The sequence below is a fragment of the Pseudomonas sp. ESBL9 genome, from assembly GCF_036668715.1.
In the GTDB taxonomy this organism is placed as follows: domain Bacteria; phylum Pseudomonadota; class Gammaproteobacteria; order Pseudomonadales; family Pseudomonadaceae; genus Aquipseudomonas; species Aquipseudomonas lundensis.
Genome location: NZ_JAZEVV010000002.1, coordinates 12,817 through 35,900, shown reverse-complemented (window position 1 = coordinate 35,900; position 23,084 = coordinate 12,817). Strand labels below are relative to the sequence as shown.

General features: G+C 59.4%; 21 protein-coding genes. 13 read left to right on the top strand and 8 right to left on the bottom strand.

Annotated features, from left to right (window positions below):
- Nucleotides 1–160: 160 nt before the first annotated feature.
- The 3 genes from V6F78_RS06630 to V6F78_RS06620 all read right to left on the bottom strand — a co-directional run bounded on the left by V6F78_RS06630 (nt 161) and on the right by V6F78_RS06620 (nt 3,705).
- Nucleotides 161–1,153, bottom strand: coding sequence for an AraC family transcriptional regulator (locus V6F78_RS06630; protein WP_047296533.1), 993 nt, complete (start codon nt 1,151–1,153; stop codon nt 161–163).
- Between the two features lie 69 nt (nt 1,154–1,222).
- The gene (locus V6F78_RS06625; protein WP_094991131.1) at nt 1,223–2,227 is read right to left on the bottom strand and encodes an asparaginase; all 1,005 of its coding nucleotides are present in this window, start codon (nt 2,225–2,227) and stop codon (nt 1,223–1,225) included.
- A 56-nt stretch (nt 2,228–2,283) separates the two neighbouring features.
- Nucleotides 2,284–3,705, bottom strand: coding sequence for an alanine/glycine:cation symporter family protein (locus V6F78_RS06620; RefSeq protein WP_047279078.1), 1,422 nt, complete (start codon nt 3,703–3,705; stop codon nt 2,284–2,286).
- A 768-nt stretch (nt 3,706–4,473) separates the two neighbouring features.
- On the opposite strand from V6F78_RS06620, the gene V6F78_RS06615 reads away from it, so the two are divergent.
- Nucleotides 4,474–4,824 carry a DUF6124 family protein gene (locus tag V6F78_RS06615; protein ID WP_047279701.1) on the top strand — a complete coding sequence of 117 codons (351 nt, stop codon included), beginning with the start codon at nt 4,474–4,476 and terminating at the stop codon, nt 4,822–4,824.
- A 150-nt stretch (nt 4,825–4,974) separates the two neighbouring features.
- Here V6F78_RS06615 and aspA read toward each other — a convergent pair whose 3' ends face one another.
- The gene (aspA, locus tag V6F78_RS06610; RefSeq protein ID WP_047279083.1) at nt 4,975–6,399 is read right to left on the bottom strand and encodes an aspartate ammonia-lyase; all 1,425 of its coding nucleotides are present in this window, start codon (nt 6,397–6,399) and stop codon (nt 4,975–4,977) included.
- Nucleotides 6,400–6,578: 179 nt separating this feature from the next.
- Between aspA and V6F78_RS06605 the strand changes: the two genes are divergently transcribed.
- On the top strand, nt 6,579–7,490 hold the full coding sequence (locus V6F78_RS06605) for a LysR substrate-binding domain-containing protein (RefSeq protein ID WP_047279700.1): 912 nt from the start codon (nt 6,579–6,581) through the stop codon (nt 7,488–7,490).
- 83 nt (nt 7,491–7,573) lie between these two features.
- On the opposite strand, the gene V6F78_RS06600 is transcribed toward V6F78_RS06605, so the two are convergent.
- Complete coding sequence (locus V6F78_RS06600) at nt 7,574–8,170, bottom strand: hypothetical protein (RefSeq protein WP_332726873.1); 597 nt, start codon at nt 8,168–8,170, stop codon at nt 7,574–7,576.
- 122 nt (nt 8,171–8,292) lie between these two features.
- Nucleotides 8,293–8,844: a reprolysin-like metallopeptidase gene (locus tag V6F78_RS06595; RefSeq protein ID WP_052959446.1), complete on the bottom strand. Its 552-nt coding sequence runs from the start codon at nt 8,842–8,844 to the stop codon at nt 8,293–8,295.
- A gap of 429 nt (nt 8,845–9,273) precedes the next feature.
- On the opposite strand from V6F78_RS06595, the gene purE reads away from it, so the two are divergent.
- The 4 genes from purE (at nt 9,274) to V6F78_RS06575 (ending at nt 11,835) form a co-directional block, all read left to right on the top strand.
- The gene (purE, locus tag V6F78_RS06590) at nt 9,274–9,765 is read left to right on the top strand and encodes a 5-(carboxyamino)imidazole ribonucleotide mutase (protein ID WP_047279087.1); all 492 of its coding nucleotides are present in this window, start codon (nt 9,274–9,276) and stop codon (nt 9,763–9,765) included.
- 11 nt (nt 9,766–9,776) lie between these two features.
- Nucleotides 9,777–10,862 carry a 5-(carboxyamino)imidazole ribonucleotide synthase gene (locus V6F78_RS06585; protein ID WP_047296527.1) on the top strand — a complete coding sequence of 362 codons (1,086 nt, stop codon included), beginning with the start codon at nt 9,777–9,779 and terminating at the stop codon, nt 10,860–10,862.
- Between the two features lie 106 nt (nt 10,863–10,968).
- On the top strand, nt 10,969–11,217 hold the full coding sequence (locus V6F78_RS06580; RefSeq protein ID WP_047279090.1) for a GlsB/YeaQ/YmgE family stress response membrane protein: 249 nt from the start codon (nt 10,969–10,971) through the stop codon (nt 11,215–11,217).
- Nucleotides 11,218–11,298: 81 nt separating this feature from the next.
- Nucleotides 11,299–11,835, top strand: a complete 537-nt coding sequence (locus V6F78_RS06575; protein WP_047279093.1) for a DUF3299 domain-containing protein — start codon at nt 11,299–11,301, stop codon at nt 11,833–11,835.
- Nucleotides 11,836–11,898: 63 nt separating this feature from the next.
- Here the strand turns inward: V6F78_RS06575 and V6F78_RS06570 are convergent, their stop codons facing one another.
- Nucleotides 11,899–12,807, bottom strand: a complete 909-nt coding sequence (locus V6F78_RS06570) for a D-hexose-6-phosphate mutarotase (RefSeq protein ID WP_332726869.1) — start codon at nt 12,805–12,807, stop codon at nt 11,899–11,901.
- Between the two features lie 57 nt (nt 12,808–12,864).
- Nucleotides 12,865–13,266 (bottom strand): acyl-CoA thioesterase, encoded by a 402-nt coding sequence (locus V6F78_RS06565; RefSeq protein WP_003438129.1) that lies wholly within the window; start codon nt 13,264–13,266, stop codon nt 12,865–12,867.
- 377 nt (nt 13,267–13,643) lie between these two features.
- Here V6F78_RS06565 and V6F78_RS06560 point away from each other — a divergent pair, with 377 nt between their 5' ends.
- The 7 genes from V6F78_RS06560 to V6F78_RS06530 all read left to right on the top strand — a co-directional run bounded on the left by V6F78_RS06560 (nt 13,644) and on the right by V6F78_RS06530 (nt 23,074).
- Nucleotides 13,644–14,933, top strand: coding sequence for an MFS transporter (locus tag V6F78_RS06560; RefSeq protein ID WP_047279098.1), 1,290 nt, complete (start codon nt 13,644–13,646; stop codon nt 14,931–14,933).
- A 168-nt stretch (nt 14,934–15,101) separates the two neighbouring features.
- Nucleotides 15,102–16,088 (top strand): phosphate ABC transporter substrate-binding protein PstS, encoded by a 987-nt coding sequence (locus V6F78_RS06555; RefSeq protein ID WP_047279100.1) that lies wholly within the window; start codon nt 15,102–15,104, stop codon nt 16,086–16,088.
- 176 nt (nt 16,089–16,264) lie between these two features.
- Complete coding sequence (locus tag V6F78_RS06550) at nt 16,265–18,550, top strand: ABC transporter permease subunit (RefSeq protein ID WP_169859152.1); 2,286 nt, start codon at nt 16,265–16,267, stop codon at nt 18,548–18,550.
- Between the two features lie 15 nt (nt 18,551–18,565).
- Nucleotides 18,566–20,236: a phosphate ABC transporter permease PstA gene (pstA, locus tag V6F78_RS06545; protein ID WP_047279104.1), complete on the top strand. Its 1,671-nt coding sequence runs from the start codon at nt 18,566–18,568 to the stop codon at nt 20,234–20,236.
- 99 nt (nt 20,237–20,335) lie between these two features.
- Nucleotides 20,336–21,169, top strand: coding sequence for a phosphate ABC transporter ATP-binding protein PstB (gene pstB / locus V6F78_RS06540; RefSeq protein ID WP_047279108.1), 834 nt, complete (start codon nt 20,336–20,338; stop codon nt 21,167–21,169).
- Between the two features lie 86 nt (nt 21,170–21,255).
- A complete protein-coding gene (gene phoU / locus V6F78_RS06535; protein ID WP_047279110.1) occupies nt 21,256–22,017 on the top strand; it encodes a phosphate signaling complex protein PhoU in 762 nt (253 codons plus the stop codon).
- Nucleotides 22,018–22,177: 160 nt separating this feature from the next.
- Complete coding sequence (locus tag V6F78_RS06530; protein WP_332726865.1) at nt 22,178–23,074, top strand: response regulator; 897 nt, start codon at nt 22,178–22,180, stop codon at nt 23,072–23,074.
- Nucleotides 23,075–23,084 lie beyond the last annotated feature (10 nt).

Genomic DNA, 23,084 nt, shown 5'->3' with positions numbered 1-23,084 from the left:
TGACCTACAGTTTTGCGGCCCTGAACGTTTCAGAGAACGGCAGGAGCGGCCAAAAGGGGATGGATATGGCCAATATGATTGACCTGAATTCGCCCCTTTTCGGCGCGGGCGTGCGCCATTTGCAGGCATCACCCTCAGCGGGCAGGGCATGGCGGGGTGTTTACGCGCGAAACTGGCTGGGTGAGACGCCGCTCCAGCGCACGAACGCGTGGCGAAAGCTGGCGGTTTCGCTGAAGCCCAGGTGTTCGGCGATCCGGTAGATTGGCCATTCGGTGTCGTTGAGCAGCCGTTTGGCGCGTTCAAAGCGCAGGTCGTCGAGCAGCGTTTGATAGCTGCACCCCATGTCGTGCAGGTGGCGGCGCAACGTGCGCGGCGAGCAGTTCATTTGCTCGGCCAGGCCCTCAAGTCCCGGGGCGGCCTGCAGTTGCGCGGTCAACAGTTGGCGGATGCGATCGAGCCACGACTGGCGGCCCGTGAACTCCAGGTTCTGTTTGCGGCAGCGCTCGGCCATGGCCTGATGGGTCACGGCATCGGCCAGCGGCAAGGGTTCATCGAGCCAGCGCGGGTCGAAGCCGAACGCGTTGTCACAGGCCTGGAAGGCATGCGGGCAGTCAAAGCTGTGGGCGTAATGGGCGTGATAATCCGGGGCGGGGTGAGCGAAGCGTGCCCCGACGAGGGGCAACGAGCGGCCCAGTAAATCCTCACAAATGACCTTGAGCGACGTCAGGCACAGCTCGGCGTTGAACACCGCCAGGTGCGGGCTTTCGCGATAACCCGTTGCGCAGAACCAGACGACGCCGTCTTCCTGGGCCAGGCTCAGTTCAAAAAGTGTTCCCAGCAACGCCGGGTAGCGCAAAGCCAGGCGTAAAGCGTCACCTAAGGTGGCACTGGTGAGTAAGGCGTAACCCAGCATGCCGTAGGACGACACGTGCATGCGCTGACCCAATTCCAACCCGATTTCGCGGCGAAGGGCCACGGCGTTGGCGCAGACGCGCATTTCTTGATTGGTGGTGATGCGCGTGTCGGCGCGGCTCAAGTCGGCGGCACGTATGCCGCTGCCGGCCAGTAGCGCCTCACTCGACCAGCCTTCGGCCTGGAAGGTGCTGAGCACCAACGAAACCGCGTTCAGGGTAGTGAGATGGGAATGCAGCATGCTCGCTTCCAGCGGGGGGATGCTGGAAGGGAGCAAATTATGTGCCGAGTCGCGCAGTGATGACCGGCGTTACACCAGCTCCCCGCACAGATCGAGTTCAATCAGGCGGCGCACGTCGGTCAATGACAGGTCGGCGCCCAGCAACGCCTGGAGCTTGCCGAACACCGCTTCGCGGGTCATGCCGCCCCCCGAGAGCACACCCGCCTCACGCAGGCGGCTACCGGCTTCGTACACGTCCAGCTCCACACCGCCTTCATGGCATTGGGTGATGGCGACAATCACGATGCCGTTTTCCTGCGCTCGTTGCAGGCTGGCAAGGAAAGCCGGGTCGTCACTGGGACCGGTGCCGCTGCCAAAACATTCCAGCACCAGGGCTTCGAGGCCGCTGTTGAGCAGTGCATCGAGCTGCGGCGCGCCAATGCCCGGCACCAGGGGCAGCACACCCACGCTGGCCACGTGCTTGGGCCGGGTATAGAACAACTGGCCGGGGATGTCAGCGGCCGGGGTGCCGCCGCCGTTTCGGGCCAGGGTTACAAACGGGTGGCGCCCGAAACTGCGCACTTTGGCGCAGCGCGTCGGGGCCATCAGTTGGCCGTGGAAGTACAGCTGAACCCCGAACGGTTGACCCTCGGCCAACGCCGACAGCGCACCGCTGACGTTCTCCCAGGCGTCGCTGTCAGGCACGCCCGCAGGCAGCATGGAACCGGTGAACAACACCGACGCCGGCAGGCCGATCAGTTGAAAGCACATTGCCGCCGCACTGTAGGCCAACGTGTCTGTGCCATGCAGGACCAAGACGGCGTCGCAGTCCTCCTGCTCAACCGCTTCGACGATGGCCGCGCTCAGGCGCAACCAGTAGGCGGGCGTCATGTTGGCGCTGTCGATCAGTGGGCTCATCTCGCGAAAGCGCCATTGCGGCACGTGCAGGTCCGGCTGGCTGGCGAGAAAGGCGATCATTCGCGCCTCAAAACCCGAAGCGGGTGCAAGCCCGTTGGCGCTGGCTTGCATGCCGATGGTGCCGCCGGTGTACAGCACCATCACGCGTTTGGCAGGGTAGGAAGTGGCAGCAGTCATGTGGAGTCCCCATAAGCAAAAACGCGGCGGTTCTGTTCAGAACCGCCGCGTCAGTGTCAGCGTTTTGTGTCTTCGACCTTGGCGGCCGGTGTCGGCGGCCAGGCCTTCAAGTCCAGGTCCAGGTCCGGGAATTTACTGGAATCGAACACCGGTGTCTTGATCCCGGCGCGACGTTGGTCGTCGTAATCCTTGAGCACGCGCATGCAGATTTTGAACAGCATGGCCAAGGCAATCAGGTTCACGAACGCCAGCATGGTCATGGTGATGTCAGCGAAGGCGAAGACCGTTTGCAGGTTTTCAATCGAGCCCCAGAAGATCAACACCAGCACCAGTGCGCGGTAACCCATCAGCGCCTTGCGGTTTTCACCAACCAGGAAACGCAGGTTGTTTTCGCCCAGGTAGTAGTTGTAGAGCATCGAGGTGAACACGAACAACGCCAGTGCCACGCTGATAAAAATGCGGCCCCATTCCCCGACCACCGCGGCCAGCGAGTTTTGGGTCAGGGCAATGCCGTCGCCTTCAAAGCCCGGCGTGTAAAAGCCCGACAGCAAAATCAGCAGCGCCGTACAGGTGCAGATGACGAAGGTGTCGAGGAACACGCTGAACGCTTGCACCACGCCTTGTGCGATCGGGTGCTCAACGTCTGCCACGGCGGCCACGTTCGGGGCGCTGCCCAAGCCTGCTTCGTTGGCGAATACGCCACGTTTGACACCCATCACAATCGCGCTGCCGATCAGGCCGCCAAACACCGGGTCCATGCCGAAGGCGCTTTTGACGATGTGGCCGAGCATGGCTGGCACTTGGTCAAACTGCAGCACGATCACGTACAGGGTCACGGCGATGTAGGCGAGGGTTTTGACCGGCACCAGCAGGTCGGCTACCGAGGCGATGCGTTTGATACCGCCGATGAACACCAGGCCCAGCAGCACGGCGATGGCAAACCCGGTGTAGTTGACCTGGAACCCGAACGCGTCTTGCAGCGAGTGCGTCACGGCGTGGGCTTGCAGGCCCATGAAGGCAAAACCGAAGGTGATCAGCAGCAGAACCGCCATCAATTTGCCCATCCACGCTTTGCCCAGCCCGTGCTTCATATAGAAGGAAGGACCGCCGCGCAGTTGGCCTTCGGCATCGCGGCGTTTGTACAGCTGGCCCAGCGAGCATTCGATCAGGCTGCTGGACATGCCGACCAACGCGGTCACCCACATCCAGAACACGGCGCCGGGGCCGCCGAGGGTCACGGCAATGCCGACGCCGGCGATGTTGCCCGCGCCCACGCGGCCCGCCAGGCTCAGCATCAATGCCTGAAACGAGCTCAGTTGACCGGCGCTGCTGCGCAAGCTGTCTTTGAACACCGCAAACATGTGCAGGAAGTAACGAAACTGAACGAAACGCGAGCGGATCGTGAAGTAGCCACCGAGCCCAACCATGAGCACGATTAGCACTTTCCCTGAGAGGAAGTCATTGATGACTTCAAGCATGGATTATTCCTCGCTGTTTTTATCTGATGGCAATACGGCCGGATCGAAATATCGCGTTACACCCGTGTGTGCAGGGCGAAAACGTAGGCGATCAAGGCGATCCTGGCCATGTTGCTGCTTGGTTTACGATGCTGTTTGCGCAGTGCCACTGGCCGCTGTTGCGGGGCCGATGCATGGCAAGAGGGCGGGCACTATACCTAGGCGCAGTGGAAGCGTCTGCATAAGCCATTGATTTTTCATCTGCATACGTCTGAAAAGCGCTGCTTAAATGTAGGAATTAACCGCGATTCAGAGGGTGCGAGCACCGGCCGCAACCTTCGTGTGGAGGGGGTTGAACATCGGATGGACGGGCATTGTTCACCCGGGTGCTGTAGCAGGCCGCATGAGGCCCGCAGAACGCTGCTCAAGGCCACGCCGGCGTGGCTGAAAACCGCTGAAAATCAGGGTTTTCGTACGATGCTTCCCTTTCATTCCGCAGAAACTTCCTTGAAAATCCCGTTCGCTTGCGCCTGCCAATTTCGGGGTCTAGTCTCGGCCCACCGCTGCACACTCAGCGGTCGGGTTTAGTAGCCCGGCGATATGATCAGGCGCAAGGCGCCACCTCCGCGAGGCGCTTTTTTTCGGCCTCACGTTTTATGGTGGCCGTGCGCAGGGCGCCTTCGAGCGCGCCGGTTCTCCTGATCACCGGTCTACTAACCTGCGTACGGCTGCCACCCATCGTTTAGTAGCGACGGGTGTCAGCTCCTTGAATTGATTGGGAGTCATGTCATGAAAAAAATTGTTCCAGATCCCCCTTCGTCCGGCCTGTCGGATGCGGCTGAGTGCCTTGCCCTGTCACTTGACCGTGCGGCCGCCGAGCGCGCGCTCAATTACTACCTTAACGACCATCAGCCTGCTCGCCCCGTGGGCACTGCCACGTATGCCATACCCGACAGTGTCAATTTAGAAGCGGCCCTGGCCCAGGCGTCAGACTTGTTGCGCTGCATGGGAGCAACGGCGAGCGAGGCGGGGAATGGATTGAACGGGTCGCCGCGTGATGTGGTGTTGTCGATTGTGCATTTGGCGGAGCTGGCCAAGGCGTACGTCGACAAATCGCTGGACTGTCTAGTGGCGCACTAAGCCGCACGCGCCTGCTTGGCGACAGGCGCGTCAAACCCCTGTTGGGTGCAACGACAGGCGAGCAAAAAAAAAAGGACCTGCAGATAAATCTGCAAGTCCTCAAAAGGTGAGAGGTGTCTAGTCCCTCGACCTGGTGATCGTGTTACCGCATCAGGCCTTCAGAGGCACCAGACGCGGAGCAATCATGTTTTCCGGGCGCAGGATGTCGTCGAGCATGGCGTCGTCGAGCAAGCCTTCTTCGCGCACCAGTTCCAGCACGCCGCGGCCGCTTTCGAGGGCGATACGGGCGATGCGGGTGGCGTTTTCATAGCCGATGTACGGGTTCAGTGCAGTCACCAGACCGATCGAGTGTTCGACCAGTTCGCGGCAGCGCGCTTCGTTGGCGGTGATGCCGACGATGCAGTGTTCGCGCAGCATGTCCATGGCACGTTGCAGCAGGCGGATCGAGTCGAAGATCTTGAAGGCGATCAAGGGCTCCATCACGTTCAATTGCAGTTGGCCACCTTCGGCGGCGATGGTCAGTGCCAAGTCGTTACCGATGATCTGGAACGCCACTTGGTTAACGGCTTCCGGGATAACCGGGTTGACCTTGCCAGGCATGATCGAGCTGCCGGGCTGGCGCGCTGGCAGGTTGATTTCGTTGATGCCGGTACGTGGGCCGCTGGACAGCAGGCGCAGGTCGTTGCAGATCTTCGACAGTTTGACGGCGGTACGCTTGAGCATGCCGGAGAACAGGACGAATGCGCCCATGTCCGAGGTGGCTTCGATCAAGTCGGCGGCCGGCACCAGCGGGTGGCCGCTGATGGTGGCCAGACGGGTCACAGCCAGGTTCTGGTAGCGCGGGTCGGCGTTAATACCGGTCCCGATGGCAGTACCGCCCAGGTTCACTTCGGTCAGCAGCTCTGGCGCCAGTGTTTTCAGGCGAGCCAAGTCTTCGCCCAAGGTGGTGGCGAATGCGTGGAATTCCTGGCCGAGGGTCATCGGCACGGCGTCTTGCAGCTGGGTACGGCCCATTTTCAGGACGTGGTTGAACTCAACCCCTTTGGCCGCGAACGCTTGAATCAGGCTGTCGAGGCTGGCCAGCAGCGCATCGTGACCCAACAACAGGCCCAGACGGATGGCCGTCGGGTAGGCGTCGTTGGTGGACTGCGCCATGTTCACGTCGTTGTTAGGGTGCAGGTATTGGTATTCGCCTTTCTGGTGGCCCATGGCCTCCAGTGCGATGTTGGCGATGACTTCGTTGGCATTCATGTTGGTTGAAGTGCCAGCGCCGCCTTGAATCATGTCCACCACGAACTCTTCGTGGAAGTCGCCGCGCACCAGACGGGCGCAGGCTTCACTGATGGCCGCGTGCTTTGGCGCGCTCAGGTGGCCCAGTTCGCGGTTAGCATCTGCCGCGGCTTGCTTGACCATGGCCAGGGCCACAACCAACTTTGGGTAATGCGAAATCGGAACGCCGGAGAGACGGAAGTTATTCACCGCTCGCAGGGTCTGGATGCCGTAATACGCTTGAGCGGGTACTTCGAGTACGCCAAGCAGGTCTTTTTCAGTGCGGAAAGATGCAGCGGAGGACATGATAGAAATCATCTCGATAAGGACCCGGTATAGGCCGGAACGCTGCGAATCCTAGGCTTGCGGGGTATTTTGGGCCAATGCCTTTAAACACTATCCTATGCAGAAACGGCATAATGCCGACGTGACGCGACGGGCGCGTCGAACGTGTGACCCAATTTGGTGCGCCTCTGGGAGGCTCGATGAATCTCGAAAGTAAATGGCTGGAGGACTTCAGTGCCCTGGCCGCCACGCGCAGTTTTTCTCAAGCGGCTGAGCGTCGTTTTGTGACGCAACCGGCCTTCAGTCGACGTATTCGCAGCCTCGAAGCGGCCTTGGGGCTGACGTTGGTGAATCGTTCCCGCACCCCGGTGGAGTTGACCGCGGCCGGTCAGTTGTTTTTGGTCACGGCGCGCACAGTGGTCGAGCAGCTTGGGGAGGTGTTGCGTCACCTGCATCACCTCGAAGGCGGGCAGGGCGAGGTCATGCAAGTGGCTGCCGCTCACTCGTTGGCGCTGGGTTTTTTCCCGCGCTGGATCGCCCAATTGCGTAACGAAGGGCTGAACATTGCGACACGTCTTGTTGCGACTAACGTCGGAGACGCGGTGCACGCATTACGTGAGGGCGGTTGCGATTTGATGCTGGCGTTTTACGACCCGGACGCGGCGTTGCAGATGGACCCGGAGATTTTCCCGTCGCTGCATTTAGGCAATACCGAGATGTTGCCGGTGTGCGCCGCCGATGCGGACGGCAAGCCGCTGTTCGACCTGGAAGGCGATGCAAGCGTGCCCTTGCTGGCCTACAGCGCGGGGGCTTTTTTAGGCCGTTCGGTCAATTTGTTGCTGCGCCAGCGCAGCCTGCGCTTTACCACTATTTATGAAACCGCCATGGCGGACAGCCTCAAAAGCATGGCGCTGGAAGGGTTGGGCATTGCGTGGGTGCCGCATTTGAGTGTGCGCGCCGAGCTGGCACGCGGCGAACTGGTGGTGTGTGGCGGCCCGCAGTGGCACGTGCCGCTGGAGATTCGTTTGTACCGCTGCGCGTTGGTACGCAAGGCCAACGTGCGGTTGTTGTGGCGCAAACTCGAAGGTGGCGCCGCGCCTTCGGCGACGTGAAGGGCAAGGCCTCTGGATCCGGCTTTGCCCGTTTCATTCATCGCTTGAGTGAGCAGTTGAATCAGCCACTTGGCGTAAAGCGCTTAAGGGGCATCCTTTAAGTAGTTATGAATGTTGTAGCGGTTCTCTGCACTGTAGCCAAAGAGTGCGCACGTCCATTCCGGGCGCTGGGTGGCCATGAATGTGGCGCAGTGATAGGGGTCATTGAATTGGGTGTCTCTGTACAGCGCGGCATCCTCATGGGTGGCCCCCAAGCAGTGGCCCACTTCATGGGCGACCACCACACGGCCGAAGGTGGTGGCGCATGCGATATTGGCCTCGGGTAGCGCGATGCCTTCAACCTGTAGGGATTTAACGAGGTAGCCATCGATCAACAGCAGGTCAATGTCTGTCAGCTTTGCGGGTCTCGGCGAGTTGGCCTTGCAGGCCGCGAACGCTGTTTGAAGATCAGCGCTTATCGCTTCTTCAAAGGCGCATAAATCTGAGTAGCAGTCTGAATAATGGGCATAGCTAAAGTCTGTTATGCCCGGCACATTACGATGGAACGTAACGGTGACCTCACGCCCTGTTATTTCAGATAACTCCGGCGTAAATACACTAAAAAATAAATATTCAAGTTGTTTGTCGTTCGTTTCTTGAACGGTGTCGTGAACATACGTATGGATGTTAATCGGCAGCATTTTAAAGTCCTGAGACAGGCTAATAAGTTCCGCAAGCTGGCTGAGCAACTTGCACGTACCGCACGCTTTCGTGAGGGTGTAGTGCCCGCTTATGGCGTGATGGAAAACAGCACGGGTCTTTTTTAAGGGACGTCTTTCAGGTAATTAACAATGTGCTCACGGTTTTTCGGGGTATAGCGATAGCAATTGGCACGGTTTTTACTCACCTCGGGAAACACATAGGTTTCACACGGCAAACCCCACGCGTTCCAGCCGATTTCGGCATCTTCATGGGTCGCTGTGAAACTGTGCCCAACTTCATGGGCAATCACTTGATAGCTGCTGACACTGGCAATCAGCGCGGGTTGTCGCGGGAGGGCCGCACCTAATACCTGGTCATTAATTTTGCCCTGGGTGACCAAAATGTAACGGTCGGTGCGGGTCCAGCCCAAGTTGTGGGTGTTTCTATAGTCGGCGGCCACCGCCATCCAGCGGTCAGCGACTGCTTGGGCATTTTGAGAAGCGTATTTGAAGTTCGTGACGCCCGGGATGTTTCTGAGCATGTTGAATTCGAACGAACGTCCTGTAATGGCGGAGATTTCTTCAGTGAACTTTTTGAAATATTGAAGGCCGAGGACACGGTCGCTCAGGGTGACATCGTCGTGAACAAAAATATGAAACGTGATGGGCTTCATCGATAAATCCTTTTATGTATGAAGAGCGCCTCGCCGGGTGTGCAGGACGCGGTGTCATGTCAGTTTTTCAAGGTGACTTCATCAGTTAAGGCGCAGGGGGTGGTTTTAACGACGCGCGGTGTCTGTGAGTCGACCTGTTTATTTCGCCTGTAGCTGTAGGCTTTTTCGATTGTTTGCCGGCGTGGTGGCGGGATCGCGGGCATGCCTGTGGCCTGACCCAAGGGTCAGTAAAACCGGGTGTTTGCCGGATTTAAACGGCTGCGGACAGATGGTCGTCAAAGGTGCTGTTAACGCACTTCTTTGGGGTATACTGCGCGGCCTTCGGCTGGCTTGACCGGCCTTAATTCCTATAACAAGCCACGTCGGATCCCCCACGTGGCTTGTTGTTTTTTGACGCGCCTGCGGGCGCCCAAGAGAAGAGGCGCGACGATGAGTGCACTGGTAGGCGTGATCATGGGCTCCAAGTCCGATTGGTCCACCCTCAGCCACACCGCCGATATGCTGGAAAAACTCGGCATCCCTTATGAAGTGAAAGTGGTCTCTGCCCACCGAACGCCGGATTTGCTGTTCCAGTATGCCGAAGAGGCCGAAGGCCGCGGAATCGAGGTCATCATTGCCGGTGCCGGTGGCGCAGCCCACTTGCCAGGCATGTGTGCGGCTAAAACCCATTTGCCTGTACTCGGCGTACCGGTCCAGTCGTCGATGCTGTCGGGTGTCGACTCGCTGCTGTCGATCGTGCAAATGCCCGCGGGCATTCCGGTGGCGACGCTGGCCATCGGCAAGGCCGGGGCGATCAACGCCGCGTTGTTGTCCGCCAGCATCCTGGGCGCCAAACACCCGCAATTCCATACCGTTTTGAAAGCATTCCGTGCTGAACAGACTGACAGCGTGCTGGACAATCCAGACCCGCGCCTGGCCTGAGGTTTCTGACGATGAAAATCGGTGTAATCGGTGGCGGCCAGTTGGGTCGCATGCTGGCTCTGGCGGGCACTCCGCTGGGCATGAACTTCGCCTTCCTTGACCCGGCGCCCGACGCCTGTGCGGCGCCTTTGGGCGAGCATATCCGTGCGGATTACGGGGATCAGGATCACCTGCGCCAGTTGGCGGACGAAGTCGATCTGGTGACCTTTGAGTTCGAAAGCGTGCCAGCCGAAACCGTGGCGTTCCTGTCGCAATTCGTACCGGTGTACCCGAGTGCCGATGCGCTGCGCATTGCCCGTGATCGCTGGTTCGAAAAAAGCCTGTTCAAGGACTTGGGTATTCCTACCCCGGCCTTTGCCGACATTCAGTCCCAGGCGGATCTGGATGCAGCGGTGGCCAGCATTGGCCTGCCAGCCGTGCTCAAAACCCGCACCCTGGGTTACGACGGCAAGGGCCAGAAAGTGCTGCGCACCCCAGCCGATGTGGTGGGGACGTTTGCCGAGCTGGGCAGCGTCGCGTGCCTGCTGGAAGGATTCGTGCCGTTCACGGGTGAAGTGTCGCTGATCGCCGTGCGCGGTCGTGATGGCGAAACCCGGTTCTACCCGTTGGTGCACAACACCCACGACAGCGGCATTCTCAAGCTGTCGGTTGCCAGCACCGATCACCCGCTGCAAGCACTGGCTGAAGACTACTCCAGCCGGGTGCTTAAGCAGCTGGATTACGTGGGCGTGATGGCGTTCGAGTTCTTTGAAGTCGACGGTGGCCTCAAGGCCAACGAAATCGCGCCCCGCGTTCACAATTCGGGCCACTGGACCACCGAAGGCGCCGAGTGCAGCCAGTTTGAAAACCACCTGCGTGCCATTGCCGGGCTGCCATTGGGCTCGACCGCCAAAGTGGGCGAGAGCGCCATGCTCAACTTTATTGGCACGGTGCCACCGGTTGAGAGGGTGATCGCGATTGCCGACTGCCATTTGCATCACTATGGCAAGGCGTTCAAGGCGGGCCGCAAAGTGGGTCACGCCAACCTGCGTTGCGCCGACATGGCGACCCTGCAAGCGCAGATCCTGCGGGTCGAAGCACTGATCGACGAAGCCTGAGCGGTACATCGGCGGGAACCATTCGGTTGCCGCCGCCCTCTGATGGCGTGATGCCAAAGTGCTGACTAGGCTTTGGTTTAACGCCATTTAAAGAGAGGAAGCGTCCATGGGCATTATCGGAACCATTTTTATCGGCTTGATCGTTGGCCTGCTGGCCCGTTTCCTGAAGCCGGGCGATGACAGCATGGGCTGGATCATGACCATCCTGCTGGGTATCGGCGGTTCGTTGGCAGCCACCTATGGCGGCCAAGCGCTGGGTATCTACAAGGCGGGCGAAGGTGCCGGCTTTATTGGTGCCGTGGTCGGTGCCGTGATTCTGCTGGTCATTTACGGCCTGGTCTCAAAAAAGAGCTGATCGGACGTGGGTGCTCTCTGCGCCCGGCGCAGAGAGCGCTAGAATGCGCGGCGTCTTACGTCTTTCTTAATTGAGTCCGCCATGCGCCGTCTTGTAATGACCTTTCTTTTGCTGGGCGCAAGCCTGGTACACGCGGCAGACCTGCCGGAAACCGACTGGCTCGACCTGATGCCCAAGTCGGATCAAATGGCCCTCGAACAGATGCCTGAAATCGACCACGACTCGCCTGAAGCTCAGGGGACGTTTACCGATAAGGGTGGCCTGAAACAAAGTAAAGGCCTGCCGGCCGTGATGTATTCCACCAAGACAGTGGCCAGCATGAACGGCAAGCACATCCGTCTGGGCGGCTATCCAGTGCCGCTGGAAAGCGACGCGAAAGGGCGCAGCACGCTGTTTTTCCTTGTGCCTTATCCGGGTGCCTGTATCCACGTTCCGCCGCCGCCTCCCAATCAACTGGTGCTGGTACGTTATCCAAAAGGCTTGAAGCTGGATGACATTTACACGCCGCTGTGGGTCACGGGGACGTTGAAGGTTGAAAAGGTCAGCAATGATCTGGCCGATGCGGCGTATGCGCTGGACGCCGGGCAGGTGCGGGTGGTGAAGGAAGAGGATCTGTAAGGCTGTTGCCAGTCGCTGACGGGCCGCGCATTGATCGCGGCTGCCCGTCAGCGATTGCAGAGGTTAAAGCACGTTTGCGCTGATACTGACGCCCAGCGTGTGGCTGGCGTCCGGTTCCAGTGTGATCACGTCGTCCATCACATTGGCCGTTTCGATGCACAGCATGCGCTGCCAGCCGTCGGCGGCCATGTCGTTGAAACGCGCGGTCTTGTCGATCCACGGGTTCCAGATCACGGCGCTGCGTGAACCCTCGCTCTTGAGGGTGATGCGACGTTCCCATTCAGGGTCAACGATGCTCAGTGTGTCAGGGGTGTCGAGGTAGATGCGGTCGGTTTCGCCGCTAAAGGTCAAATCCCCTGACTGCTTGACGCGTTTCCAGTCATCCAGGGTTTCGATGTAGGTCAGCCCCTCCACGCCTTCGACATGCACCTGGCGCACATCGCTGACCGCAAAATAGCTGTGCAGCGCTTGGCTGATGCTCACGGCGGTGTCGCTGCGGTTATGGCTGACGAGGTTCAGGTGCAGTTGAGTGTCGAGGCGGATGTGCAGGGTCAGGGTCACGTCGTGCGGCCAGCCTGGCAGGCCGCCCTCAACCTGAGGCAAACGCAGCGCTATATGCAGCGCCTCGCCGGCGTCATCGTAATCGTGCAATTCCCACTCTCGCGTGCGCACCAGACCATGGGCCGTGGCGGGTTCTGTGTTGACGCGCATGGCTTGCACGCTGGGCGGGTTGAGGGCCAGGTTGCCAAACCAGGGCCAGCAAATCGGTACGCCGGTGCGAATGCCTTTGCCGTGGGTGTACTGGGCTTTTTCGTTCAGCCAGATCACCGGCTTGTCCTTGCCGACCTGATAACTGAGCACCTGTGCGCCCTGTTTGGCGATCAGCAGTTGCGCTTGCCCGTGGATAAAGTGCCAGCAGTCCAGCTCGCCCAATTTCAGTGAAGTGCTCGGGAGTGACGGGTGGCAGTGCATGACAGGCTCTCTATGACAGGACAAGGGCAGCAGTAGACAGGCAAAACACCGTCAGGTTTAACGGCGTGGCGGCACTGAGCGCGTGCGGCCGCTGCCATCGATGGCGACGAACACAAATACCGCTTCGGTCACTTTGCGCCATTCGCTGGAGAGCGGGTCGTCGCTCCACACTTCGACCATCATCTGAATCGAACTGCGGCCGATTTCCAGGGCCTGGGTGTAGAAGGACAATTGCGCGCCGACGGCGACCGGGACCAGAAACGCCATGCGGTCGATGGCGACGGTGGCGACACGTCCGCCCGCCACTTTGCTGGCCATGGCCGTGCCGGCGAGGTCCATCTGGGACACCAGCCAACCGCCGAAAATATCGCCAAAACCATTGGTTTCGCGGGGCAGGGCAGTAATTTGCAAGGCCAGGTCGCCTTGCGGGATTGGATCTTCTTGTTCGAGCTCTAGCATGCCGAAGGGCCTCTGACCCGTGATTCATCATGTGTATTGCGGGTGAAAAAGCGTCTTTAGAAAAACGATTCAGCCCGAACATACTGCGTTCGTCACGTTCTTCCCAAGCCGCACCAAGGGGAAACATCGTCGATGTATCGGCTGAAGGGACGCATTAGGGCGTTTCGTACAGCCACTCACCATCCGTAGGTCGTTGCTTACGGTCCGCGAGTATATCGGTCGGCAACGCCGTCGACGACCGTCTGATTCTGCTTTTTAAAAGGCCGACACGTCTACCTCTGTGCTTTTGCAGACAATTTGTTATCGTTCGGGACCGCCCGGCCGATGCCGGCGGTGTTGCTGCTTTTGCCTAGCCTAATAAGAGATGCCCAAATCCGATGATCACCGAGCCTTCCAGTGCTGCGCCTCCCTCGCGTCCCCTGACCCGTAATGACTACAAAACCTTGTCGCTGTCCGCCTTGGGCGGTGCGCTGGAGTTTTACGATTTCATTATTTTTGTGTTCTTTGCCACGGTGGTCGGCAAGCTGTTTTTCCCGGCCGACATGCCCGAGTGGCTACGGTTGATGCAGACCTTCGGTATTTTCGCGGCCGGTTATCTGGCGCGGCCGTTGGGTGGCATTGTCATGGCGCACTTTGGCGACCTGCTGGGGCGCAAGAAGATGTTCACCTTGAGCATTTTCATGATGGCTGTGCCGACACTGATCATGGGGTTGTTGCCCACCTATGCGCAGATTGGCATGTGGGCGCCGATCCTGTTGCTGTTGATGCGAGTGATTCAGGGCGCAGCCATTGGGGGTGAAGTGCCGGGGGCCTGGGTCTTTGTGGCCGAGCACGTGCCGCCACGGCATGTGGGCTATGCCTGCGGCACGCTGACCTGCGGCCTGACGGCGGGTATTTTGCTGGGCTCGCTGGTGGCCACGGCTATCAACACGATTTACACCCCGGTGGAGGTGTCGGACTACGCGTGGCGTATTCCCTTCCTGCTGGGCGGTGTGTTTGGTTTGTTTTCGGTCTACCTGCGTCGCTGGTTGCACGAAACCCCTGTGTTTGCCGAGTTGCAACTGCGCAAGGCATTGGCAGAAGAAGTGCCGCTCAAAACCGTACTGCGCGATCACCGTGGCGCCATCGCCGTGTCGATGCTGCTGACGTGGTTGCTGTCGGCCGGGATCATCGTGGTGATCTTGATGACCCCGACCGTGCTGCAAACCATTTATGGCTTCTCGGCCACGGTTTCGCTGAAAGCCAATAGCCTGGCGATTGTCTTTTTGAGCCTGGGGTGTATTGCGTCGGGTGCGCTGGCGGATCGGTTTGGGGCGGGCAAGGTGTTTGTCTTCGGGTGTGCTGCGCTGTTGATCACCTCGTGGACCTTCTACCACAGCCTGTTGCAACACCCGGATTGGCTGTTTCCGTTGTACGCGTTGAGTGGTTTGTTCGTAGGAACCATTGGCGCTGTGCCGTATGTCATGGTCAAGGCGTTCCCGCCAGTTGTGCGTTTCAGCGGTTTGTCGTTTTCCTACAACTTGGCCTATGCCATTTTCGGCGGTCTGACCCCGATGGCCGTGACCTTATTGCTCAAAGAAAGCCCGATGGGCCCGGCGTATTACGTTGCAATCATTTGTACGATGGGGTTGTTGGTGGGTGCTTATCTTTGGAAGAAAGGGCGCTGACCCGCAGGCTATAGCGTTTGCGCATCACAACACTTCTCTTTAAAAGGCCAGCCATTCATTGCGAATGCTGGCCTTTCATCTAATTGTCACAATCGGTTCATAGAGTAGTCACATGGCCTGCAGATACTGGCCCCCGATTCATCTAACCCCGTTTGCTAGGAGTAAGGCATGAGACTGAAGCGTGTGATGGCGGCCCTGACTTTTGTCGCCGCAGGCGTTGCAACTGCGAATGCGGTTGCCGCGGGTGTTGATCCGGCAATCCAGCCGTACGTTAAGACCACCGGTGTGTCGGGTAACCTCTCCAGCGTTGGTTCCGATACCCTGGCGAACCTGATGACCTTGTGGGCTGAGGCTTACAAAAAAGAATACCCGAACGTCAATATCCAGATTCAGGCTGCCGGTTCTTCGACCGCGCCACCGGCGATCACTGAAGGCACCGCTAACCTGGGCCCGATGAGCCGCAAGATGAAAGACAACGAACTGGCGGCCTTCGAGCAGAAGTACGGCTACAAGCCGACCGCTATCCCGGTGGCTGTCGATGCCCTGGCGGTGTTCGTGCACAAAGACAACCCGATCAAGCACATGACCATGGAGCAAGTTGACGCTGTCTTCTCCTCCACGCGTCTGTGTGGCGGCAAATCGGACATCAAAACCTGGGGTGACCTGGGGGTGACCGGCGATCTGGCCAACAAGCCGGTGCAACTGTTTGGTCGTAACTCGGTGTCCGGCACCTACGGTTACTTCAAGGAAGAAGCCCTGTGCAAAGGTGACTTCAAGCCAAACGTGAACGAACAGCCGGGCTCGGCTTCGGTGGTGCAGTCGATCAGCAGCTCGCTCAACGGCATCGGTTATTCGGGCATCGGTTACAAAACCGCCAGCGTGAAAACCGTACCGCTAGCCAAAAAAGGCAGCACGGAGTTCGTTGAAGACACCGAAGAAAACGCCTTGAACGGCAAATACCCGTTGTCGCGTTTCCTCTACGTGTACGTGAACAAAGCACCGAACAAGCCACTGAACCCGCTGGAAGCCGAGTTCATCAAGCTGGTGCTGTCCAAGCAAGGTCAAGAAGTCGTGGTCAAGGATGGCTACATCCCGCTGCCAGCCAAAGTCGCTGCCAAAGCCTTGGCTGACCTGGGTTTGAAAGAAGGCGCATAACCCTGTAGCGGCTGGCGCAGGCTGCGAGCACGACGCTCAGTCTGCGCCAGTGACCACAGGTTGTGAGCCCGGTAACTACTCAATTTTCCATTCCGCTGCCAGCACCACTGGGCAGCGGCTTTTTTGCGTCACTGCTTTGTCATCTTTTTGTCATACAGGACCGCTAGGGTGTGCGCATGAATGATCTGGCCAATTCCCCAATGACTACGACATCCGCTCCCAAGCGCATTGATTTCAATACGCCTGAACTGCAACGCAAGCGCCGCATGCGTGCGCTCAAAGATCACCTGACCCGCTGGTATGTGTTTATCGGCGGTCTTGCCGTGCTCGGCGCGATCACACTGATTTTCTTCTTCCTCGGTTATGTGGTGCTGCCGCTGTTCCAGGGCGCCGACCTGAATGCCAAGCAGGCGATTACGCCTGTGTGGATGCAGGACGCAGGCAAGCCGTTGATGCTGTCGGTCGAAGAGCAAAATCAGGTCGGTATGCGCGTGTCCGATCAGGGCATGGTGCTGTTCTTCAATGCCAAGAGCGGCGAAGAACTCTCCCGCGTGAACCTGCCGCTGCCCGCCGACACCCATGTGACGTCGCTGGGCGAGGATCAGCCGGGTAACCCGGTGGTGGTCCTGGGCTTGTCCAACGGCCAGGCGCTGGTGTTTCGCCACACGTATAAAGTCAGCTACCCGGATGGCAAAAAGACCATCAGCCCGGCCATCGAATACCCGTACGGCGAGGCGCCTGTCGCGCTTGACCCTCAAGGGCGTGCGCTGGATCACGTGAACCTCAGCGTGAACGATTCGACGCTGGTGCTGGCGGGCTCGACCGGCGCGCAATTGCACGTGCTGTCGTTGGCCAGTGAAGAAAACATGATGACGGGTGAGGTCACGAACTCCGAGACCCGCATCGAGCTGCCGCAGATGACCGAGAAGGTCAAAGCGCTGTACATCGACCCGCGTCAGCAATGGCTGTATGTCATCAATGGCCGCGCTCAGGCCGACGTGTTCAGCCTGCGCGACAGAAGCTTGAATGGCCGTTACAAACTGGCCGAAGACGCCACCACTGAAATCACTGCCAGTACGCAGTTGGTGGGTGGCATTTCGCTGATCCTGGGTGACTCCACCGGCAGCCTGAGCCAGTGGTTCATGGCCCGCGACCCCGATGGCGAACAGCGCTTCAAGCACATCCGCAGCTTCAAGATGGGCGACTCGCCGATTGTTGAAATCACCGCCGAACAACGCCGCAAGGGTTTCCTGGCGCTGGACGCTGCCGGTGACATCGGTGTGTTCCACAGCACCGCGCATCGCACCCTGCTGGTCGAGAAGGTCGCTGAAGGCCCGGGCATTATGGCGCTGTCGCCTCGCGCCAACCGCGTCATCGTGGAAGAGGGCGGCAAGCTGCTGCCCTTGACCTTGAAGAACCCGCACCCGGAAGTGTCCTGGAGCGCGCTGTGGAGCAAGGTCTGGTACGAGAACTACGACGAACCGAAATACGTCTGGCAGTCGACCGCGGCCAACACCGACTTCGAACCGAAGATGAGCCTTGCACCGCTGACCTTCGGTACGTTGAAAGCGGCGTTCTATGCGATGTTACTGGCTGCACCGCTGGCGGTGGCCGCCGCGATCTACACCGCGTACTTCATGGCCCCGAGCCTGCGCCGCAAGGTCAAGCCGGTGATCGAACTGATGGAAGCGATGCCGACCGTGATTCTGGGCTTCTTCGCCGGTCTGTTTTTGGCGCCGTATGTCGAGGGGCATCTGCCGGGGATTTTCAGCCTGTTAATGCTGCTGCCGATCGGGATTTTGCTGGCGGGCTTCACCTGGAGCCGTCTGCCGGACTCGATCCGCCTGCGCGTACCGGATGGCTGGGAAAGCCTGATTCTGATCCCGGTGATTCTGTTCATTGGCTGGTTGTCGCTGTACATGAGCCCGTTCATGGAAGCCTGGTTCTTCGGCGGTGACATGCGCTTGTGGATCTCCCACGACCTGGGCATCACCTATGACCAGCGCAACGCTCTGGTGGTCGGCCTGGCGATGGGTTTTGCCGTGATCCCGAACATTTACTCGATTGCTGAAGATGCCGTGTTCAGCGTGCCGCGCGGCCTGACGCTGGGGTCGCTGGCGCTGGGTGCCACGCCGTGGCAAACCATGACCCGCGTGGTGATCCTGACCGCCAGCCCGGGGATTTTCTCGGCCCTGATGATCGGCATGGGCCGTGCGGTGGGCGAGACCATGATCGTACTGATGGCCACGGGCAACACGCCGGTCATGGAAATGAACCTGTTCGAAGGCTTGCGTACCTTGGCGGCGAACGTGGCGGTGGAGATGCCGGAGTCCGAAGTGGGCGGCAGTCACTACCGTGTGCTGTTCCTCTCGGCGCTGGTGCTGCTGTTGTTCACCTTCATCATGAACACTCTCGCTGAGCTGATCCGTCAGCGTCTGCGCAAGAAATATTCGTCGCTTTAAGGAAGGTAGAAGTCTGTGAAACAGAATTCCCTCAAAGGTTGGTTCAAGAGCGGCGCCCCGGGCGTCTGGATCAGCGGTGGCGCAGTGTCGCTCGCGGTCATCATGACCATTGGTTTGCTGGCCGTGATTGCGGTGCGCGGGTTGGGCCACTTTTGGCCGGCCGATTTGGTGCTGGCGCAGTACAACGTGCCGGGCTCTGCCCATCACGTGGTGCTGGGCGAAGTGGTGCAAAAGGAAGAAGTGCCCCGCGAGCGCCTGAAAAGCGCCGGTTTGCCGGTGCCGGAGCAAGGCCCGGAGTTCATGACCCGCGAGCTGATCAAGGTCGGCAACCGTGACCTGAACGGCAACGACTTTTCCTGGGTGGTGGGCGAGTGGCTGACCGACCTGAAGACCCCGCCCGAGTTACTGGCCATCGAGCGCCGTGAGTGGGGCAACTTCTACGGCTACCTGGTCAATGTGAAAGAAAACGGCAAGGTGATTGCCGAAGGTGAAGCGGCGTGGCCTGAGCTGCAAGCGCGAGTCAAGCGCGTCAACGATCTGGCCAAGCAACTCAGCCAGTTGGAAAAGAAAGACATTGGCGCCATCAACTATGGCTTGGAGCGGATCCGCCTGCAGGGTCGCAAGCTGGAGCTGGAAGGCAAACTGACACCGCAAGCCCAGGCGGACATGGAAGCCGAACGTGCCGAGCTGAATGCGCGCTACAAAGCGATTGAAGACCGCTTGGGTGATCTGCATGCCCAGTTCAATCGCGACAGCCTGACGGCCCGCGATGCCAACGGCAAAGAACTCGAAATCAACATCGGCAAAGTGGTCAAGGCCTACCAGCCGAACGCCATGAACAGCTGGCAGAAGCTGGCGATGTACTTCAGTAACATTTGGGAATTCCTGAGCGAAGATCCGCGTGAAGCCAACACAGAAGGCGGGATCTTCCCGGCGATTTTCGGCACCGTGATGATGACCCTGATCATGGCCGTGATCGTCACGCCGTTCGGTGTGCTGGCGGCGGTGTACCTGCGTGAATACGCCAAGCAGAACACCCTGACCCGGGTGATCCGTATTGCTGTGAATAACCTGGCCGGTGTGCCGGCGATTGTGTACGGCGTGTTTGGTCTGGGCTTCTTTGTGTACGTGCTGGGCGGCTCGGTTGACCGTCTGTTCTTTGCCGAGGCACTGCCCGCGCCGACGTTTGGTACGCCGGGCCTGATGTGGGCCTCGCTGACGCTGGCGCTGCTGGCGGTTCCTGTGGTGATCGTGGCCACGGAAGAAGGCCTGGCGCGGATTCCGCGTACGGTGCGCGAAGGCTCGCTGGCGCTGGGTGCGACCAAGTCTGAGACCTTGTGGAAGATCGTATTGCCCATGGCCAGCCCGGCGATGATGACCGGCATGATCCTCGCCGTGGCGCGGGCAGCGGGCGAAGTGGCACCGTTGATGCTGGTGGGTGTGGTCAAGCTGGCACCTTCGCTGCCGCTGGACGGCAACTACCCGTACCTGCACCTGGACCAGAAGATCATGCACCTGGGCTTCCATATTTATGACGTGGGCTTCCAGAGCCCGAACGTTGAAGCTGCGCGGCCGCTGGTATACGCCACGGCGCTGCTGCTGGTGCTGGTGATCGCGACCCTGAACCTGTCGGCGGTGTGGATTCGAAACCACCTGCGCGAGAAGTACAAGGCGCTGGAAAGCTGATAACGAACACTGACGGCAGGAGCGGCCCATGGGCCCTCCCGCCCACGAGAAGCCCGGTTGTAGACAACCGGAACGAATTTTTAGCGTATGGAGCAACCCATGCAGCATGAATCCACGTCCCACGGCATCAACATGTCCGCCTTGGGTCGCACCAAACAAAGCTTGAACCTGGCCAATGAAGAAGTTGCCATTGAAGTCCCGGGGCTGAATCTTTATTACGGCGAAAAGCAGGCGCTGTTCGACGTGAGCCTGAACATTCCGAAACAACGCGTGACGGCGTTCATCGGGCCGTCGGGTTGCGGCAAGTCCACCCTGCTGCGTACGTTCAACCGCATGAACGATTTGGTAGACGGCTGCCGCGTTGAAGGTGAAATCAACCTCTACGGTCATAACATCTACCGCAAGGGCGAAGACGTTGCCGAGCTGCGTCGCCGCGTGGGCATGGTGTTCCAGAAGCCTAACCCGTTCCCCAAGACCATCTACGAAAACGTGGTTTACGGCCTGCGCATTCAGGGCATCAACAAAAAACGCATCCTCGACGAAGCCGTGGAGTGGGCCCTCAAAGGCGCGGCGTTGTGGGATGAGGTTAAAGACCGTTTGCACGACTCGGCACTCGGCTTGTCCGGTGGTCAGCAGCAGCGTCTGGTGATTGCCCGTACCATCGCGGTCGAACCTGAAGTGTTGCTGCTCGATGAGCCGTGCTCGGCACTTGACCCGATCTCGACGCTGAAGGTTGAGGAGCTGATTTACGAGCTCAAGTCCAAGTTCACCATCGTGATCGTGACCCACAACATGCAGCAGGCGGCGCGGGTGTCGGATTACACCGCCTTCATGTACATGGGCAAGATGGTTGAATACGGCGACACCGACACGCTGTTCACCAACCCGGCCAAAAAGCAGACCGAAGACTACATCACCGGGCGCTACGGCTAGTTGGCGCGGCCTCTGCCGCTTGGCGTAATGACACATTTGGCTGGCCGCCTGGCGCGTGCCGCTCACAGTTTTTGCGGAGCAGAACCATGATTTCAAAGGATGGCCTCACCCATCACATTTCCGCGCAATTCAACGCGGAACTCGAAGAAGTGCGCAGCCACTTGCTGGCCATGGGCGGACTGGTTGAGAAGCAGGTCAACGACGCGGTCACCGCGTTGATTGAGGCTGACTCCGGGTTGGCGCAGCAAGTGCGCGAGATCGACGAACAGATCAATCAGATGGAGCGCAACATCGACGAAGAATGCCTGCGCATTCTGGCCCGTCGCCAACCTGCGGCGTCTGATTTGCGGCTGATTATCAGCATTTCCAAGTCGGTGATCGACCTGGAGCGCATCGGTGACGAGGCGACCAAAATTGCTCGCCGGGCGATCCAGCTCTGTGAAGAGGGCGAAGCGCCACGCGGTTACGTCGAAGTGCGCCACATCGGCGATCAGGTGCGCAACATGGTGCGCGATGCGCTGGACGCGTTCGCCCGCTTCGACGCTGACCTGGCGCTGTCTGTGGCGCAGTACGACAAAATCATCGACCGCGAATACAAAACGGCGCTGCGCGAGTTGGCCACCTACATGATGGAAGATCCGCGTTCAATTTCGCGGGTGCTGAGCATCATTTGGGTACTGCGCTCACTGGAGCGCATTGGCGATCACGCCCGCAATATTTCGGAACTGGTGATCTACCTGGTGCGCGGAACGGATGTGCGCCACATGGGCCTTAAGCGCATGCGCGAAGAAGTTGAAGGCACCGGTGCCGATAACGCTAATGTTCCGCAGGTGCCTGACGATAAATAAGACTGCCCGAGATTAAAAACGCCCGGCTTTGGCCGGGCGTTTTGCGTTTCGGCGTTCACATTCAGGCGCTCTGCGAACGTAAAGTCATTCGGGGTGCCCCAAGATTTGGCACATGGCCATCATTCGGCGCATGCTAGTCAAGATTTCAGAGGAGCAGTCGATGAGCAAGGTCAGTGTGTTGGTGGTGGATGACGCGTCGTTTATTCGCGATTTGGTCAAGAAGTGCCTGCGTAACTACTTCCCGGGCATCAAGATCGAAGACGCGGTTAACGGTCGCAAAGCCCAGGCCATACTGGCCCGCGAAACCTTCGATTTGGTGCTGTGTGACTGGGAAATGCCTGAAATGTGCGGCCTTGAGCTGCTGACCTGGTGCCGCGAGCAAGATCACCTGAGAACCCTGCCGTTCATCATGGTCACCAGCCGTGGCGACAAAGAGAACGTGGTGCAGGCGATTCAGGCCGGTGTGTCGGGGTACGTCAGCAAGCCGTTCACTAACGAACAGTTGCTGACCAAGGTCAAACACGCCCTGAACAAGGCCGGCAAACTTGAAACCCTCCTGGCCAGTGCGCCAACGCGGATGAACTCGGCATTCGGTAATGATTCGCTCAGCGCGTTGACCGGCGGCAAGGCTCAAGTGGTAGCGCCAACGCCTGCCGCGCCTGCGCGCGTTGCCCTCCCGGTGGCGGCCGCCAAACCTGCGGCAAAAGCCCATGCGCCGGCTGGTCGGGGCCAAGGGCAACTGCGTCTGTCCAGCGGCACCCAGGCGTGTGTCATCAAGGCCTTGAGCCTCAAGGAAGCGCTGCTGGTGGTGCGCCGTGGCGACGTGCTGCCGCAGGTGCTGGAAAGTGCCGTGCTTGACCTTGAGCAGGGCGAGAGCGCCGAGGTGGCCCGCCTTAACGGTTATTTGCACGCTATCGTGGCGTACGAGCCCAAGCCCGACAGCGACTGGCTGCAACTGACCTTTCGCTTTGTGGATCAGGATGCCGCGAAAATGGGCTACCTCTCGCGCCTGATTGCCCATGGCACCGCCCAGAAACACTTTGTGCCGGGTGCATAACACCCCAACA